Origin of the sequence: Rufibacter ruber (assembly GCF_014138425.1) — a bacterium.
Classification (GTDB): Bacteria; Bacteroidota; Bacteroidia; order Cytophagales; family Hymenobacteraceae; genus Nibribacter; species Nibribacter ruber_C.
Window position 1 is genome coordinate 36,533 of the sequence record NZ_JACJIQ010000005.1, and the last position, 18,135, is coordinate 54,667.

The window sequence follows — 18,135 nt, forward strand, 5'->3', positions numbered from 1 at the left end:
ATGGCCTTCTGGTGCAGTTTCATGCAGGTGCTTTTACTTATCTGTACCTGCCGGTGGCGCTCTCGCTGCGTCTTATGCGCAGGTCCTGCAACAGAGAAGATTTGGCGTTGATGTTAATAGAGTAACTCTGGAACGGCCCCAGCGGCACCCAGCTGATAGACATCTGCCAGCAGTGCAGGTCCCGGTTTATGTTCAGGCTGGTATAGCTGAGTGTCTTGTTTTTGAAGTCATAGTTGGTGGTGTAGGTCAGCGCCCATTTATCTGTGAGGGTCACTGAGCCGTTGATCCCCGCAGAGGTGGCATTGTTCACCAGGCGGTCAGTGCTGAAGTCACGGGCGAAGTTGGAGGTGAACTGCACTGACATGGTCCAGGGAATGCTAAACTCCACATAGTCTGCGGCGGTCAGGTTGCGCTGCAGTGACGGCAGGTTGGTAGGCTGTGGAGCTCCCGTGTTGGCGGCGGCTGTGTTCTGCTGTTTACGGGCGGTGGGGTTTAGCTCAAAGCTGGTGTTGAAATTCAGGTTCATGAGGCGGGCAAACCGCAGGCCCCCGTCTTGCAGCAGATACCGGCTAACCCGGCGGCCGTTCACGTACTGGTAAGGGTCAAAGCTACCGGTGAGGTTGAACCCGAAATCATTGAACAGCCTGGTGTTCAGGTTGACATTGATAGTAGAAAGTTTGAAAGAGTCAGCGGCCATGTTGTAAGAGCCACTAATGCCAAAGGCGTCAATCAGACTCACTTTCTTGAATACCCCGGCGCTGTCTGTCTTCACTTTCATCTCCACGTTGTTCTGAATGCTGAACCCAATGGCGCTACTGAATCCAACGCCCGGAATACCAGAGGCGCCCTCCCCAAACCTGGAGACCAGTCTGGAATTGCCCAGGCTGTCTGTCTGTACCCGCTGGTAAAAACCATACTCCGGCCGGCCAAAATCTGGGGTAATGTTATAAGAGACAGAAGGGGTGAGCGTGTGTCTGATGGCTTCCAGCTTTTTCCCTTTGATTTGGGCAATGCCGTAAATGTTGGTGGTGAGGGAAAGGTTGCCGGAGTATTGGTAGGCCCGGTGTAATCCGTTGAGGGTGTCTACTTTCAACACATCACTCCCGGGAAGGCTGCTATACGTGTATTTGCGGGTAAACCAGCTTTCACTGTAGCTTACGCCAGGGGTGAGTTTGAAATACTTGAACAGGTTTACTGTCCCTAAAGTGATAGGAATATCATGGGTAATGGTGGGTCTGTTGCTGTTACGGTAGATCTCCCCCAGGTTCGTAAAGCTGATAGGGTAAATGGTGTCACGGCTTGCCACATTGGTAAACGGATAGCTTTGCCCGCCATTCAACCGTACATTGTTAGAAATATTCTGACTTAAACGCAGGTTATACCCCAGCCTGATCCCCTCAATCCATCTGCCGGTGAGGGTGCCGCCAAACCACTCAATAGGGCTTTGGCTGGATACCGAGAAGCTGGCCTGGGGGTTGAGGGTCATGACCTGGGGTTTGGTTACGTCATATGAATTGGTCTGGGATTGGGCCAGAACAAAATCATAGCTGATAGGCGAATTGGGGCTGCTCTTCCGGTAAGAGACGGTGGAGTAAAAGCTGGGGGATAAAGTGTTCTGAATGGTAGCATTGGGGTTTCTGATATTGGCAAACTGGCTGCTTACATTCACATTTGCTGAGAACTGCCCTTTGCCGGGTAAGGTGATAGGGGTGTGGTTCCAGCTAAGGGAGAAGTCTTTTGAATCGCCCAGGTTCAGCACCTGGTCTGTGGTGCGGCCAAACGGGATGCTTTCATTCCCTTTATTAGAGGCATACCTGATGTTAAAGCTGCCGTTGAACTTGTACCGTTTGGTATAGTTAGACTGTACGTTTACCGCATGGCCTCCCAGGGAATAAATATCACCGGTAAAACGCATGTCCATGTACTCATTCATGGCCCAGTAAAAGCCCCCGTTGCTGAGGTAATAGCCCAGCTGGGCAGACTCGCCAAAGGTGGGAATGATCACCCCAGACCCCCGGGTGCGCGGTGAGGGGAAGAACCCGAACGGAAACCCAATGGGCGTTGGTACGTCTGCAAACACCAGATGGAACGGCCCGGCCACCACCCGGTCATTGGGAATCACCTTCATTTTGGTGGCCTTGATGTAAAAGTGGGGGTGCTCTAGATTACAAGTGGTATATTTGGCGTGCTGGCCGTAAATTTCGTTCAGCTCGTTTTTTTTGATGGTCTCCGCGTGAATGTAGCCCTCCCCCTGGGTGGTGATGGCCCCCATGACCCTGCCCCGCTTGGTTTTGTAGTTATAGGTCATGCTCTCCGCCTGGTAGGTCTCCGCCCCGTTTTTGAACACCGGCTGCTGCTGGAGCTTTCCGGTAGAGTCTTGCACCCCCTGGGCGGTGATGATGTTGGTTTTCCAGTTGATCTGGATAAAGGCGGCGTCCAGGGCTATCTCTCCATAATCAATGTGCGCGTCACCGTACAGAAACATGATCTGGCTGATGGCGTCATACCTGATAGAATCTTTGGCCTTATAATTGATAGTGGTCTCAATATCGCCGCGCTTGGCGGCGTTAGTAGTATCAGCGGCGGCGTTAACGGTGACAGAGTCAGGTGAGGCGGTGGTAGTAGAGGCGGGACGTACTTGTGCATTTCCCTCTGTGCCGGAAAAAAACGCAGCCAGTAGCAACAGGCCTAGTACCAAAAACTGGAGGGATCTTTTCGGAATCAAGTAAAGTTTTTGTTATTTTGTTACTTAGCTACAAAGTTATTAACAATAGCTTTTAACTAACGCATACCGTGAAAAATATTGTCCTGCTTACCGTACTTGTTCTTTTATTTCTGCCTTCCTTCACTCCTGTCAAGCGGAAGGAAGTGAAAATACGCACGGTGGTGATTGATGCCGGTCACGGGGGGAAAGACACCGGGTGTAACGGTAACTCTGCCAAAGAGAAAGATGTTGCCTTAAAGGTGGCCCTGCAATTGGGCAGCCTGATTGAAGAAAATCTTTCAGACGTGAACGTCATCTACACCCGTAAGAATGATACGTTTGTAGAGTTGATTGACCGGGCGGGCATCGCCAACAAGAACCACGCAGATTTGTTTATCTCCATTCACTGCAACTCCGGCCCCAGCGCCGCCTTCGGGACCGAGACCTATACCATGGGGCTGCACAAAACCACCAGCAACCTGTCTGTGGCCCAGCGCGAGAACTCGGTTATCTTGCAGGAAGAAAACTACAAAGAGAAATACAACGGCTTTAATCCCAGCTCCCCGCAGAGCCATATTCTTTTCAGCCTGTACCAGAGCGCCTATATTGACAACAGTCTTAGATTTGCCCAGAAAGTAGAGCAGCAATTCAAACATAAAGTGGGCCGCTCCAGCCGCGGCGTAAAGCAGGCGGGCTTCTTAGTGCTCTGGAAATCAGCCATGCCCAGCGCGTTGATTGAAATTGGCTTCCTGACCAATCCCAAGGAAGAAGTGTTTCTCAACGATAAGACCAATCAAACGTATATGGCATCAGGCATTTACCGCGCTTTCAAAGAATACAAGCAAGAGCTGGAGGCCATGAACTAACTAATCCTACACTGTGAAATTTTCTAAAGAACTCAAAGTGGCGCTACTCGGCATTGTAGCCGTAGTACTCCTCTATGTGGGCTATATATTCCTCAAAGGAACAGATATCTTCTCAGATACCCGTACCTATTATGTCACCTATCAGAACGTAGAAGGCCTGACCAAATCAAACCCGGTGGTGCTGAATGGTCTGCGGGTGGGGCTGGTGCAGGAGATGCAGCTGCAGCAAAACAAGGGGAACGCGATCATGGTCACGCTGGCGATCAACAAAGACATTGAAGTGGGTGACTCTACGGTAGCCCAGCTGGTGAGTTCAGACCTGCTGGGAGGCAAGTCCATAGAACTGTACATGGGCCGGAACAGGACGCGCTATGAAGGCGGGGAACACCTGATCCCTTTCCAGAAGGAAAGCCTGACCGATATGTTCACCAAAAAAGCCATGCCGGTTTTAGATACGGTTGACTCCACGTTGGTCAGACTGAACCAGTTCCTGGACAAAGATGCCAAACGGAGCATCCAGTCTATCTTGCTCAATGCAGAGGCCACCTCAGAGGCGCTTCGCATGATAGCCTTGTCTAACCAGGGCAACATCAACCAGATTACGGGCAACCTGGCCGCGCTAACCGCTTCCCTGCGGGGGACTGAGGCCAAATTCAGTCAGCTGGCCTCTAACCTGAACACCCTCTCAGACACTTTTGATATTCAGTCAGTAAACCGGACCATACGGGGGCTGGACAGCACCGTGGCGCAGGCCCAGCTGACCATGCGCAGGCTGAATGAGAACACCGGTACCTTGGGCCGCATCATGAATGACGACTCCCTGTACCGCAACCTGAATGCCTCTTCTGAGAGTTTGAATGCCCTTTTGATGGACTTGAAAGCCAACCCTAAACGCTACGTGCACTTCTCCCTGCTGCAGATTGGCGGCGGTACCAAAGTTGACAAAGCCGGCAGCGTGAAAGAAGCCGCTAAAGTAAAAAATGCCACCAATGTGCAGAAGGCAGGCACGGTGGAGGAGGTAGAGAAAAACTAACGTTTACCCCTGAGAAGGGATACCCTACAGGAAGCGTTTCCGGGCTGGTTTTTCAAAAACAGCCCGGAAACGCTTTTTTGTTTCTTCCGTTTACCAAAAAAAGAAACTTTGCTAACAGGTGTTAGGTTGGCTCGCCATAATTTCTATATTTGTAAACGAACCGTATGTAGGGAATAAGGGGCGCCTTCTGTAGAACCTCTGCACCTGAAGGCTTTTTGCTTCACTATTCCCGTACCCAACAACATCTATTGTACGCACCCATCATGGACATTGAATTCAACAAGAACGAAGACGCCCTCAAGCAGCTTTCCTTTCAGCTTTCAGCCAAACTTAAAAAGGTGGCACTGGGCGGCGGCGAGAAAGCCATTGGCAAGCAGCACGAGAAAGGAAAACTTACCGCCCGTGAGCGCATTCAATATTTAATAGATGAAGATTCTGAATTCCTGGAGATTGCCGCCTTTGCCGGCGAAGGCATGTACCAGGAATACGGCGGCTGCCCCAGCGGCGGCGTGGTCACGGGCATTGGCTACGTAAAAGACCGGCAGTGCATGATAGTGGCCAATGACGCCACCGTGAAAGCGGGGGCGTGGTTCCCCATCACCGCTAAGAAAAACCTTAGAGCCCAGGAGATTGCCCTGGAGAACCGCCTGCCGGTCATTTACCTGGTAGACAGCGCGGGCGTTTTCCTGCCCATGCAAGACGAGATTTTCCCGGACAAAGAGCACTTTGGGCGCATGTTTAGAAACAATGCCATCATGAGCAGTGAGGGCATCGTGCAGATCTCGGCCATCATGGGCTCTTGCGTGGCGGGCGGCGCGTATCTGCCTATTATGAGTGACGAGGCCATGATTGTGGAAGGCACCGGCTCCATTTTCCTGGCGGGCTCTTACCTGGTGAAAGCGGCCATTGGCGAAACCATTGACAACGAGACCCTCGGCGGAGCCACCACCCACTCAGAAATCTCCGGCGTAACCGATTACAAGTTCAAAACTGACCAGGAGTGTCTGGACCACATACGCAACATCTTTGACAAGATGGGCGACAACCCCAAAGCCGGTTTCAACCGCGTGGCATCGGCGCAGCCGAAACTGGACCCGAAGGAGATCTACGGGATTCTGCCCCAGGACCGCGTGAAGCCCTATGACATGATGGACATTATTCTGCGGCTGGTAGACAACTCAGAGTTTGAGCCTTACAAAGACCTGTACGGGCAGAGCCTCATCTGCGGTTTGGCGCGCATTGACGGCTGGGCCGTGGGCATTGTGGCCAACCAGCGCAAGATTGTGAAAAGCAAGAAAGGCGAGATGCAGATGGGCGGCGTGATCTACTCAGACAGCGCAGACAAAGCCGCTCGGTTCATCATGAACTGCAACCAGAAGAAGATTCCGCTCCTATTCTTACAGGACGTGTCTGGTTTTATGGTGGGTAGCAAAGCCGAACACGGCGGCATCATTAAAGACGGCGCCAAATTGGTGAACGCTATGAGCAACAGCGTGGTCCCCAAGTTTACCATTATTGTGGGCAACAGCTACGGCGCGGGTAACTACGCCATGTGCGGCAAAGCCTATGACCCGCGCCTCATCTACGCCTGGCCCACGGCGCAGTTGGCCGTGATGAGCGGCGCCTCGGCGGCCAAAACCTTGCTGCAGATCCAGGTGGCGTCTCTCAAAGCCAAAGGCGAAGAGATTACCCCGGAGGCCGAAAAAGAACTGCTGGACAAAATCACCGCGCGCTACAATGAACAGCTGAGTCCGTACTACGCGGCGGCGAGGCTGTGGGTAGACGGCATCATTGACCCGCTGGAAACCCGCAAAGTGATCTCCATGGGCATTGAGGCCGCCAACCACGCGCCTATCACCAAGCCCTTTAACGTAGGCGTGATCCAAACCTGATTTTAATTTAGAATTAAGAATTAAGAATTTGACAGGGATTCCCTGGCCCGCCTCTGGCGAGTGTGGGCTGCCTTCGGCCTCTGGCCGAATCACGGGTGTAGTTGAAGCGGGACGCCGCTTGTACCCCTCGCTCGCCAGAGGCGGGCGAAGGGCAAGAGGTGTCTGGCACAAACTTCTGCTCTGGTTTCCGTTTCTGGCCTGTTTTCAGGAAAACGGGCCAGAAACAGGACTGCAGGCACTGGTGGGCAGGTTCAAAAGCAGTAGCAAACCAAGGGAAGAAGGATGAAATGCGTTTTTGGGCTGATTTCAGAAAAACAGCCCGGAAACGCTTTGTCCTTGATTCACGTTCTCTAAAAGTGGGTTTTGGAGAATCTGTTGCTAGGTTTTCTGAGCAGATGTAATTCTTAATTCCTAATTTTAAATTCTTAATTGAATAGAGTTGACGAACAAAGAGATAAAAGCGCTTATTTCCCTGTTAGATGATGAAGACCCGGATGTGGTGGCGCACGTGCAGGGCAAAATTGTAGAGCTGGGGGAGACCATCATTCCGTTTCTGGAGGAGTCCTGGGAGGAAAGCCTGAACCCAGATTACCAGAAAAAGCTGGAAGACCTGATCCATGACCTGCAGTATGAGGCCTTGCGCCGCAGAATGAAGGCCTGGAAAGAGGAGGGGGCAACTGACCTGTTGCACGGCATGTGGCTGGTCAATACCTACCAATACCCAGACGTGACGCTGGAGCAACTGAACCAGCGCCTGGCCGAGCTCTATTATGAGGCCTGGGTGCACGTGAAGGAAGACATGCACCCGTATGACCAGGTAAAAGCGCTGAACCACGTGCTGTTCAAACTGCACCATTTCTCAGCCAACACCAAGAACTTTCACGCGCCGGCCAACTCCATGCTCAACCAGGTGCTGGAGAGTAAACGTGGGAATCCGCTTTCATTGTGCGTGATTTACCTCAACTTGGCGCAACGGTTGGGGCTGCCGGTGTACGGGGTGAACCTGCCCAACCTGTTTGTGTTGACCTTTAAAGGCGATATTCTTCCGCAGTTCTACATCAATGTCTACAACCGGGGGCTTATTCTCACCAAGGCAGACATTGACAACTACATTCTGCAGCTGAACCTGAACCCGGTGGATATCTTCTATGAGCCGTGCGCACCCATTGACATTGTGCGCCGCGCCCTCCGGAACCTCTCTCTGTCTTTTGAGAAACTGAACGACCCTGAGAAGGCCGTAGAAATAGAAAAACTGCTGGAGGTGCTCTCTGATGATCCCGTAGCCTCTGCCTCTGAAGAGAAAGACCCTTCTGAGGGCGAAGACGAGACAGGTGATGAAGATTTTAAGGAAGGAGACGATTGGTAAGAAATGCGTTTTTGAGCTGTTTTCTGTAAAACAGGCCGAAAACAGAAAGATTGAAAAGCTGCTCAGAGGGGCAGCTTTTTTTTATGCTCCTCCTGCGGCGTTGAAATGTTGGGCAATGGTAACTTAAGTACTTGGACAGAAATACCTATACATACTTTACTCTCTGTCATCCTGAAAGGATCTCGGTGGCAAACGGCAGAAGCGGCCAAAAAGAGCTTCTCTAGTTCGCTCACAAGATCCTTCCAGGATGATAATATATAATTTATTTTATCTTTCTACTTATAAGGCAGATTGTAAGCCCAAGGCACTTGAAACGAAGCTGAAAATATGTATCTTTCTATGCTGTGGCAGGAGAAGGAGCCTTTATGGGAGATACATTGACTCGTTTTATTGTAAGTGCTTTTCTGGCGGCGGTTCTGTGCGCAGGGGCGGTAGCTCCTGTTGCTGGTCAAAACGCGCCAGCGCCTCTTTCTGCCCATGAGACAACAGCAAAACTGGCTCCCGCTCTGAGGCAGTTGAAAAGTAAAGGCAAGCGCCAGGTGCGGGTGCAGGTAACAGATGTTCCATCCTTCACCAAGTGGCTTTACAAAACGCTGCCCACCGCCCAGCTACTTCAGGTAGACTCAGCCAGCCGCACAGCCCTTCTTTCAAACCTACATTCCAAAGATTATTTGGCCTTGACGCAATGCCCTTGGGTAACCTTTGTAGATGTAGCAAACAGAGAGGCGCGGGAAGAGGCGCACCTGCAGAACGCTGACCTTACTGTAAATAACGTAGAGGCGCTGCACCTGCGGTTTCCCCACTTAACCGGGGTAGGGCTGGTGGCGTCAGTGAAAGAGAACCAGTTTGACTCGGCAGACATTGATTTCAAACACAGGGTGATTCCCTCAGCGGGGCTCACGGGAGTGGCCAATCCGCATGCCACCACTATGGCCACACTCATTGGCGGCGGCGGCAATTCCTCACCGGCCGGAAAGGGCGTGGCCTGGCAGAGCACCCTCACGGCCTCAGATTTTGCCAACCTCATGCCAGATAACCTGAACCAGCTGAAAACCCTGAGGGTGACGGTGCAGAACCATTCGTACGGGGTGGGGGTAGAGAATTATTACGGGCTGGAAAGCCAGGCCTATGACCGGCAGGTGTTGCAGTACCCAGAGCTGCTGCACGTGTTCTCTTCCGGCAACGCCGGAAACCAGGCCGCGGCAGACGGGCCGTATGCCGCCCTGACGGGCTTTGCAAATCTCACCGGGCAGTTCAAAGCTTCAAAAAATACCTTAACCGTGGGGGCAATAGATACGGCGGGGCAGGTGGGGCTGCTCAGCTCCCGCGGCCCCACCTATGACGGGCGAATCAAGCCGGAGGTAGTGGCCTTTGGGGAGTCTGGCACATCTGAGGCCGCTGCGGTGGTGTCTGGCATTGCGCTGCTGGTGCAACAGGCGTATCAGAAACAGCAGGGTGGGCATTTGCCGCCGTCGCACCTGGTGAAAGCCGCTATTCTCAATGCCGCAGATGATAAAGGAAGCCCTGAGGTGGACTACGCCGCCGGATTTGGCAACGCAGATGCGCTGGGTGCGGTGCAGGCCGTGCAGGAGAACAGATTTGCGCTGGGGAAAGTAGGGCAGGGGCAGGTACAGAAGATTCCCGTTCTGGTTCCGGCTGGAACATCCCGGCTAAAAGCGACCTTGGTCTGGCATGAGGTAGAAGGTCTGCCCAACGCTCCCGCTGCGTTACTCAACGACCTGGACCTGAAGTTAACCTCTCCTGCTACTGGGCGGGAGTGGCTGCCGTGGGGACTTAGCACGTTTCCGCATAAAGACTCCCTGCTGTTGCCCGCCCGCCGGCAGGTGGACCGTCTGAACAATGTGGAGCAGGTCACGCTGGCGTTGCCAGAGGCAGGTCCCTATGAGCTGCATGTGACAGGGTTCGGGGTGAATACAGGTGATCAGGACTTCAGCGTGGTGTATGAGTTTGAGCAGAGATTTGCATGGGCCTACCCAACGGCCGGGAGCCCCCTAAGGAGTGGTGAGAAAAACAGGCTCCGGTGGCACCGGCCTATTAATACCGGGGAGAAGGGCCGGTTGGAGTTCAGATGGGCTGGAACGGCACCAGGGCGTTGGCAGGTGCTGCAAGAGCGGGTAGATTTGGCTAAGGAGCAGCTTGACTGGACAGCTCCCGCAGACACCGCCGGGCTGGCAGAACTGCGCATGGTCATAGGGGCTGAAGTGTTTGCCACAGGAACGGTGGTTGTGAGCCCGGTACTGCAGATGCAGGTGGGGTACCAGTGCGGGGAGGAGGTGATGCTTTTCTGGCCCAAAGCAGAAGGCGCAGAACAGTACCAGGTGTATAGCCTGGGGGAGAAATTTCTGGAGCCTCTGGTGCAGACAGCAGACACCATGGTGGTACTGTCTAAGAATATGAATGGCTCCCTGTATTATGCCGTAAGCCCGCTGGTTGCAGGTCTAAATGGACAGCGCAGCCTAACCCTTCACTATGCACAGCAAGGGGTAAGCTGTTACATAAAGAATTTTTTGGCGCAGCGGTTTGTCACAGACACGGTTCTGCTGAATCTAGAGCTGAGCACCACGTACGGGGTGGCGGCGCTTTTTCTGGAAAAGAAGGTTGGCAGTGAGTTCAGAACCCTATCAGAGATTCCTTTGTCGCGGCAGGTTGGTTATGTGCTGCAGGACCTGGAGCCAGCCCCTGGCAGAAACGAATACAGAATCAAGGTGGTCACCAGCACCGGCCAGACCTTCTACAGCCCAACAGAGGCCGTGGTGTTTGCTCCTGCAAAATATATCCAGGTGTTCCCTAACCCCATCAAAGCCGGTAATGAATTAAGCCTGATCACCCATGATGACCAAAAAAGCCAGATTCTGGTGTATAACCACCTGGGGCGTCTGCTACGGCAAACCCATCAAGACGGCGCGGTGAAGTCCTTGTCTACTGCAGGTTTGTCGGCAGGTCTGTATATGGTGAGAGTGGTGTCAGCCCAAGGGCAGCTGCTGCAGGCGCGGGTGGTGGTATTCTAAGGAGAACGTTAGTTTGATTCTGGGGAAAAACCGTTGTAGTAGAGGTGACGTGGTGTGCCGGTTGCAGACAGCCTTCTGATTCTTTTCCTGTTTTCGGGCTGTTTTTTGAAAAGTAGCCCCAAAACAGCTTTTATTTTAGGGCTTTGCCTGAAGTTATGTTTGCCACCAGCTAGGCACAGGGTATGAAAAAGGCCTCCGGTTAGGGAGGCCTTTTTTTATATCCAACCTAAAGGTGTGTTTAATAGAGATAGTTCAGCGCCGTTTGGTCATTGGAGTTGAACGGACGGTTCTGGCCGGTACCAATACAGGCGAGCATCCAGGAAGTGGCGTCTGCGGTAGTGGGGGTGCCGGGAATGTGCACGGCTCCCACGGTGCTGGCCCCTTCGTTGGTGTAGGCCCCGCCGCAGCTGTAGCTCCGGTCCATGTAGTCAGTGTGCCGAAAGCCAATGCAGTGGCCAATTTCATGCGCCAGGATGGTGGCCAGGTAGTTGGTGTTCGGGTTAGAGCCTATGGCGTTAGAATTCACCTTCACACTGTTGTAAGGGTTTCCGCCAGAGGGGAAGCCCGCTGAGGCCAGGTAGCTGCCGTTGCCCCGTACAATGTCTATGTTTCCGTTAGAGGCCACGCGCCTAAAGGAGATCAACAGCCCCTGCGCGTTGTAACGGGCAATTGCTTCATCTAAGGCAGCCACGTAGCTGGAAGGCAAGCGGCTAGACATGCTAACTGTGATCACGCGGCCGGTTCCGGCATTTACCAGGTTGGTAGTACGGTATTGTTCCGTCTCGCCAACCCGCAGGAATTTTGCATCATGGCTGCTGTTCAGCTCCTTGTCAGTTAAAAAGATGTCACCTTCTACCAGGTATCCGCCTTCCATGGCCTGTACATCAGTGGTCCCGAAGCCCATGGCGTAAATTTTTGAAAGTGTATCCTGGGAGATGGCTGCTTTTTCTACGGCGGCTTCTTCATCTACTGAGCAAGAGGTGCTGCCAAGTACTAAGACTGCTGCCGCAAGTTTGAGGGAGTAAGGTAACTTCATAAATTGTTTGTTAGGGGGTTGCTGAAATAATGGTTGGTTGATAAGTAGGAGTATGGGTTGGATATTTAAAGGTTGAAAACAGGTAAAAGTTATTACTGTGAAATAGACTTTATTTTATGCTTATGGTAAAGAATATTAATTGTCAGAACAAGAATAATTATTCCGGTAGCCAACTTGGAGTACTGTAAAAAAAAGTGAATGTAGATGGATGGGATAGGTGCTGGTTTTAACGAATAAAAGGCGGGTGAGGTTTTGCCGTTTAATAGAAAATTAATAAAATAAATTGGTTGGTATAATTAGGAAAATAAAGGCAATACAAATCCAGGGTGAATTTTGTAATTCACCCTGGATTTAAACAGTAAATGGCGCTAGTGAAAGGTACTTGTTTCCTTAGCTAGTGCTGAAATTCATGCCTGTTTAGTAAAGATAATTGAGGGCTGTGCGGTCATTGGAGTTGAACGGACGGTTCTGGCCGGTGGCAACGCAGGCGAGCATCCAGGAGGTGGCGTCTGCGGTGGTGGGGGTGCCGGGAATGTGCACGGCTCCCACGGTGCTGGCCCCTTCGTTGGTGTAGGCCCCGCCGCAGCTGTAGCTCCGGTCCATGTAGTCTGTGTGGCGGAAGCCGATGCAGTGGCCAATCTCATGCGCCAGGATGGTGGCCAGGTAGTTGGTGCCCGGATTTGAGCCTAAGTAGGTGGAGTTTACCAGTACCTTGTTGTACGGGTTTCCGCCAGAGGGGAAGCCCGCTGAGGCCAGGTACGAGGCGTTGGTGGGCGACTTGGTCAGTAAGATGTTGTACCCAGAAGATACTCTCCTGAACTTGATGAGCAAGTTTTCAGCGTTGTATCTTCTAATAGCCTCGTCTACCGCTGTGGCGTAAGCGGTAGGCAGGGTGGTAGAGACTGCTACGTTAATGGTGCGGCCGCTGCCTACGTTTACCAGGTTAGTGGTGCGGTACTGCTCCGTCTCCCCTACACGCAGGAATTTGGCGTCATGCGTGGTGTTTAGTTGCTCATCGGTTAACAGGATGTCTCCTTCCACCAGATAGCCACCTTCTACTACCTGTACATCAGTAGTGCCAAAGCCCATCTCATAGATTTTAGCAAGGGTGTCTTTTGAGACGGCGGCCTTTTCTACTACTTCCTCCTCAGTGGTGGAACAGGCGGTGCTTCCTAACAGTAAGGCAGCAGCAGCAAACAGCTGGATTGTGTAAAATTTTCTCATAAAGCTTATTGGGGGTTATGTTAAAAGATAAGCCTATATTATGAATATTGGTTTGTATTTACAAGCTGTTTGATAAATATTTTTATTCGATCATATGGGTTTTATATTGGCAGGATAGGTTGAAGTTTATATTTAAAAAATAGCTACTCATTTATTAAATTAATTAATAATACAATAATGCTTAAATCTTGGTAATTATTTAATGAATGGGATTTGGTGAAAATAAAGGTTAAACGCATAGGTGGTTTTATTGTGAATTTTATAAAGCTTAAAAATAGGAGTCTGTAAAGAGCAGTACAGATCTGCTTTGTTTACTATAAATGGTATTATCTCTTTCTGGAGAAGCAAAGGTGAGCAGAAAGAGAATTTGGCATCAATAGAAAATAGTGAAGGGTACTCCCTACGCAATTTCATGGGTTAGGTTTAACCCAATCCTTCTTTTTGTAAGCAAACGTGCGTGCGGCAAATATGGTAGCAGTTTTCATAGCCGAAGCAAAGTGCAGTTAGTGGATCTATTTTTAAGTCTTATTCACCGTGGCGGGTGGCTTTAAGTGCAGTACCCGTTGTTCTTTTCAACTTTAGCCCTTTCATTTGCGGTTGTATGATAAAGAAGAGCAGCAGGTTAGACAACGTGTTCTATGAGATACGGGGCCCCATCTTTGAGAAAGCCATGGATCTGGAACGCCAGGGGTTCAAGATTACCCGCCTGAATATTGGTAACCCCGCCCCCTTCGGGTTTGATGCCCCAGATGAAATTGTGCATGACATCATCATGAACCTGCGCAATGCCCAAGGGTACACAGACTCTAAAGGGCTGTTTGCCGCCCGTAAAGCCATTATGCACTACTGCCAGAGCAAGGCCATCCAGAATGTGCAGGTAGACGATATTATCATTGGCAACGGGGTCAGCGAGTTGATCTTGCTCAGCATGCAGGCTCTTTTAAATGAAGGCGATGAAATTCTGGTGCCAGCCCCTGATTACCCGCTCTGGACGGCCGCGGTGAACTTGTCTGGCGGCAAGGCAGTACACTACCTCTGTGATGAGGCCGCTGACTGGTATCCAGACGTGGCTGATATGGAAAGCAAAATCACGTCTCGCACCAAGGGGATTGTCCTGATCAACCCCAATAACCCAACCGGGGCGGTGTACCCGCCAGAGGTGCTGCGGCAGGTGGTGGCTGTGGCCGAACGTCATAACCTCATAGTGTTCTCAGATGAGATCTATGACAAGATTCTGTATGAGGGCACCGTACACCACGCCACGGCTTCTTTCTCTACAGATGTGCTGTTTCTAACGTTTGGCGGCTTGTCTAAGAACTACCGCGCCGCGGGGTTCAGGGCGGGGTGGCTGGTGGTGAGCGGCAAACTCTCAACGGCTAAATCATACATAGAGGGGTTGAACGCCCTGGCCAGCATGCGGCTGTGCAGCAACGTACCGGCGCAGTTCGCTATCCAGACGGCATTAGGGGGGTACCAGAGCATAAATGATCTGGTACTGCCTACGGGCCGGCTTGCTAAACAGCGTGACGCCTGCTATAACAAGTTGGTCTCTATTCCCGGGATCACGTGCGTAAAGCCTATGGGGGCTTTCTACCTCTTCCCTAAAATTGACGTGCAGAAGTTCAACATTCACCGTGATGAGCAGTTTGTGCTGGACCTTCTGATTGACCAGCACGTGCTGCTGGTGCAGGGAACCGGCTTCAACTGGGCGCAGCAAGACCACTTTAGGGTAGTGTACCTGCCCACCATTGTGGAGCTTGACGAAACCCTGGACAAACTAGCCCTGTTCCTGCAGGATTACCAACAGCAAGTGTAAAAGACGTTTTTGGGCTGATTTTCAAAAAACAGGCCGGAAACAGGAAACGGGAAGATGACAGATCTTCCCGTTTCCTGTTTCCGGCGCATCTGGGGCCGCTTAAGCGTTGGGTACGTACTGCAGGAAACTCAGGTTTTCCTCACGCAGGGTGTCATTGGCAATGCCCAGCAGGTCTTTGGCCTCAATGTTTCTGATCTGCTCAAAAATCTCATTCAGGCTTTCAATGGTGCCCAGGTCCAGAATGCTCTTGCCCATCATCATCATGAAGCCCATGTTGCTTTCCTCGGCCATGGCCAGCTGTCCCATGAGCTGCTCTTTGGCCGTGTGCAGCTGCACACTTCCCATGGGTTTTTCGCGCAGCAGCTTCAGTTCTTTCAGGACCAGGCCAATGGTGCGCTTCAGCTGCTTTTTCTCAGTGCCGAAGTAAATCCCAAACAGGCCGGTGTCAATGTAGGTGGCGTAGTTGGCGTCAATGGTATACACCAGGCCGTGTTTTTCACGAACCGCCAGGTTGAGCCGGGAGTTCATGCCGGGGCCGCCCAAGATGTTCACCAGCATAAAGAAGGTAAGCCTTCTGGGGTCGGTGAGGGCGTAGGCGGGGCAGCCTATCACGCAGTGCGCCTGCTGAATGGCCTTTTCCACCACCAGCGTCTGCGGCTCATACTGCTGAAAGGTGAGCCGCTGGCGGGGCTGGATCTTCTCCGGTATCTGGCCTAGATATTTTTCAGCCAGCTTCACTACGCGCTCAATGGGCCAGTTGCTCACTGAGCAGAACACCAGCCGGTCTGTGCTGAGGTTGCGGTCAATAAAAGCCTGGAAATCTTCCTTCTGAAAACGGCTCACGCTTTCGCGGGTGCCCAAAATGTTATTGCCCAGCGGGTGGTTTTTAAAAACCACGTCGTCAAATTCGTCTACAATGGCGTCTTCGGGCGTGTCCAGGTACATGGCCATCTCCTCCAGGATCACGCCGCGCTCCTTCTCAATCTCTTTAGACGGAAAAGTAGAGTTGAACGTGATGTCTGTGAGCAGCTCAAAGGCCTTCTCAAAGTGGTTTTCCAGCACCGAGGCGTAGAAGCTGATTTTCTCTTTGGTGGTGTAGGCGTTCAGTTCGCCGCCCACCGTCTCCAGCCGGTTCAGGATATGGAACGATTTACGCTTTTGGGTGCCTTTGAAGGCCATGTGTTCCCAGAAATGGGCCAGTCCCTGTTCATGCGGGAGCTCGTCTCGGGAGCCAATGTCCATCATAAAACCACAGTGCGCAATCTTGGTGTGCGGCACCTGCTTGTGCAGCACCCTAATGCCGTTGGAAAGGGTATGGATATGGTAATCTGGTAATTTAGTCAAGTTCTTCTTCTGCGTTTACAATTGAAACACTATTGCGGGGCCATTCATTCCAACGGGAGTAAACAGCCTGCAAAGGTACGGAGTGGAGAATTAAGAATTGGTAATTAGGAATTAGGAATTCAAAGCGTTGCCGTGCAGGAGTGCAATGTGAAAATGAGAAGATTTGAAAATTTGGAAATGAGGAGAATTGAAAGAGCGTTTCTGGCCTGATTTCCAGAAAACAGGCCAGAAACGCAAATTGCGTTGTTCCTTCTCCCTCTGGGAGAAGGTTAGGATGAGGGTACTACCGTCCAATTGGTAAAAGCAGCGGCTATTGGCACAGACGCTCGCAGGTCCTCCGGACGCTACGAGGTCTTTTGAAATTGCTGATGGTTAATTGTAAAATATTCATGCGCTGGCGCGAGTCTCCTGACTCGGGTCAAAAAGTGATGCGAGTCTCCAGACTCGCCGGGAACCACAAGAAGTTGAACGGGAGTCTGGAGACTCCACCCACAAAAGGTCACGAGTCTGGAGACTCGCGCCAGCAGAAGGGCTGCCGCAGGTTTGCGTTTTCAGGCTATTTTGGCCAAAACAGGCCAAAAACAGCGGTTAACCTTTCTGTATACACTTTACAGAAATTAATATTTCAACACCCGCTCATACACCTGGTGCAGCTGGGGGATTGTCACCTCCGGCCTGAAAGAAAGGGCGTGTTCCAGCCCTTTCTTCACCATTTCCTTTTGGAGTTCAGGGCTGCCCAGGATTTCCTGAATGGCCTGAGACATGGCGTCTGTGTCAGTGGGGGAGACGTAGCGGGCGGCAGGGCCCCCGGCCTCGGCAAAGCAGGAACCGGTGGAGGTGATTACCGGCACGCCGCAGTTCAAGGCCTCTACTATGGGAATCCCGAAGCCCTCAAAGATTGACGGGTACACAAACAGCGTGGCCAGCTGGTAGATCACGGGCAGCTCCTGGAACGGGATGTACGGCAGAAAGTGCACCTTCTCCTCTAGCCTGTGCCGGGTAATGAACGCCTGCAGCTCCTTATAGTAATCAGTCTTGCGCCCAATGAACACCAGCGGCACCGGCGCGCCCGCCGCGTGCCAGCCTTTTAGAAGGTGCAGCTGGTTCTTGCGCTTTTCCAGCGTGCCCACGCACAGGATGAACTCAGCGGGCAGGCTGTACTTTGCGCGAACCGCGTTTTGGGCCTCTTTTTCAAAAAACTGCTGAAAAACAGGATCGCAGTCCTGGTAAACCACCTGCACCTTCTCCTTCGGCACGCCAAAAAATTCTTCCAGGTCCTGCGCCGTCTGCTGACTGATGGCTACAATCTGGTGGGCGGTGTCACAGGCGTCTTTGAATTTCTTGCGGTAAATGTAGCGGTCAATGGCCGGGTAGAGCTCCGGGAACCGCAGGAAGATAAGGTCATGAATGGTGACCACCAGCTTGGTCTTGGTGCGGTCAATGCCGTAGGGCAGCTCATTGCTGAGGCCGTGGTAGACCTGCACCCCGTGCTTAGGCAATGCCGCCCGCAGGCCAAAGGTGCGCCACATAGAGGAGAGGCGTTTGCCCAGCCCGTCTGGCAGAATCACCTGGGTTCTGGCCACGGGCGGATAGAACTGCTTGAAGAGCTCTTTTTGCCGGGGGGTGAACAACGCGTACTGGTCACCGGGAAAATGCACCATCATGCCAGAGATGACATATCGGCTGTAGTTGCCCAGGCCAGAGGTATTGGTGAAAGCGCGTTTGGCGTCGTATCCTATCTTCATAAGCTGAAGGCAAAATTAAAAGAAAATGCCGGCATCCTGCAACTGTGCGCGTTGGGCAAGGCCGGGAGGCTACTCTCCCG

At 52.1% G+C, this 18,135-nt stretch carries 11 protein-coding genes; 6 read left to right on the plus strand and 5 right to left on the minus strand.

From position 1 onward, the window contains the following. Positions 1–37: 37 nt before the first annotated feature. Positions 38–2,725, minus strand: a complete 2,688-nt coding sequence (locus FHS90_RS07180; RefSeq protein ID WP_153042665.1) for a putative LPS assembly protein LptD — start codon at positions 2,723–2,725, stop codon at positions 38–40. A 68-nt stretch (positions 2,726–2,793) separates the two neighbouring features. On the opposite strand from FHS90_RS07180, the gene FHS90_RS07185 reads away from it, so the two are divergent. The 5 genes from FHS90_RS07185 (at position 2,794) to FHS90_RS07205 (ending at position 10,890) form a co-directional block, all read left to right on the plus strand. Continuing rightward, positions 2,794–3,570 (plus strand): N-acetylmuramoyl-L-alanine amidase family protein, encoded by a 777-nt coding sequence (locus tag FHS90_RS07185; protein WP_066833733.1) that lies wholly within the window; start codon positions 2,794–2,796, stop codon positions 3,568–3,570. A 13-nt stretch (positions 3,571–3,583) separates the two neighbouring features. Beyond that, positions 3,584–4,603, plus strand: coding sequence for an MlaD family protein (locus tag FHS90_RS07190; protein WP_066833736.1), 1,020 nt, complete (start codon positions 3,584–3,586; stop codon positions 4,601–4,603). A gap of 263 nt (positions 4,604–4,866) precedes the next feature. Then, entirely contained in the window at positions 4,867–6,495 is a 1,629-nt protein-coding gene (locus tag FHS90_RS07195; RefSeq protein WP_182512691.1) for an acyl-CoA carboxylase subunit beta, read from the plus strand. Between the two features lie 439 nt (positions 6,496–6,934). Next, positions 6,935–7,861, plus strand: coding sequence for a transglutaminase-like domain-containing protein (locus FHS90_RS07200; protein ID WP_066833746.1), 927 nt, complete (start codon positions 6,935–6,937; stop codon positions 7,859–7,861). A 515-nt stretch (positions 7,862–8,376) separates the two neighbouring features. After that, entirely contained in the window at positions 8,377–10,890 is a 2,514-nt protein-coding gene (locus FHS90_RS07205; protein WP_182512527.1) for a S8 family serine peptidase, read from the plus strand. A gap of 238 nt (positions 10,891–11,128) precedes the next feature. Here the strand turns inward: FHS90_RS07205 and FHS90_RS07210 are convergent, their stop codons facing one another. Next, positions 11,129–11,926 carry a M57 family metalloprotease gene (locus FHS90_RS07210; protein ID WP_182512528.1) on the minus strand — a complete coding sequence of 266 codons (798 nt, stop codon included), beginning with the start codon at positions 11,924–11,926 and terminating at the stop codon, positions 11,129–11,131. Positions 11,927–12,343: 417 nt separating this feature from the next. Further along, on the minus strand, positions 12,344–13,150 hold the full coding sequence (locus tag FHS90_RS07215) for a M57 family metalloprotease (protein ID WP_182512529.1): 807 nt from the start codon (positions 13,148–13,150) through the stop codon (positions 12,344–12,346). A 601-nt stretch (positions 13,151–13,751) separates the two neighbouring features. Here FHS90_RS07215 and FHS90_RS07220 point away from each other — a divergent pair. Beyond that, positions 13,752–14,966: a pyridoxal phosphate-dependent aminotransferase gene (locus FHS90_RS07220; RefSeq protein WP_182512530.1), complete on the plus strand. Its 1,215-nt coding sequence runs from the start codon at positions 13,752–13,754 to the stop codon at positions 14,964–14,966. 99 nt (positions 14,967–15,065) lie between these two features. Here the strand turns inward: FHS90_RS07220 and FHS90_RS07225 are convergent, their stop codons facing one another. After that, a complete protein-coding gene (locus FHS90_RS07225) occupies positions 15,066–16,310 on the minus strand; it encodes a M16 family metallopeptidase (RefSeq protein ID WP_066833759.1) in 1,245 nt (414 codons plus the stop codon). A 617-nt stretch (positions 16,311–16,927) separates the two neighbouring features. Continuing rightward, a complete protein-coding gene (locus FHS90_RS07230; protein ID WP_182512531.1) occupies positions 16,928–18,055 on the minus strand; it encodes a glycosyltransferase family 4 protein in 1,128 nt (375 codons plus the stop codon). Positions 18,056–18,135 lie beyond the last annotated feature (80 nt).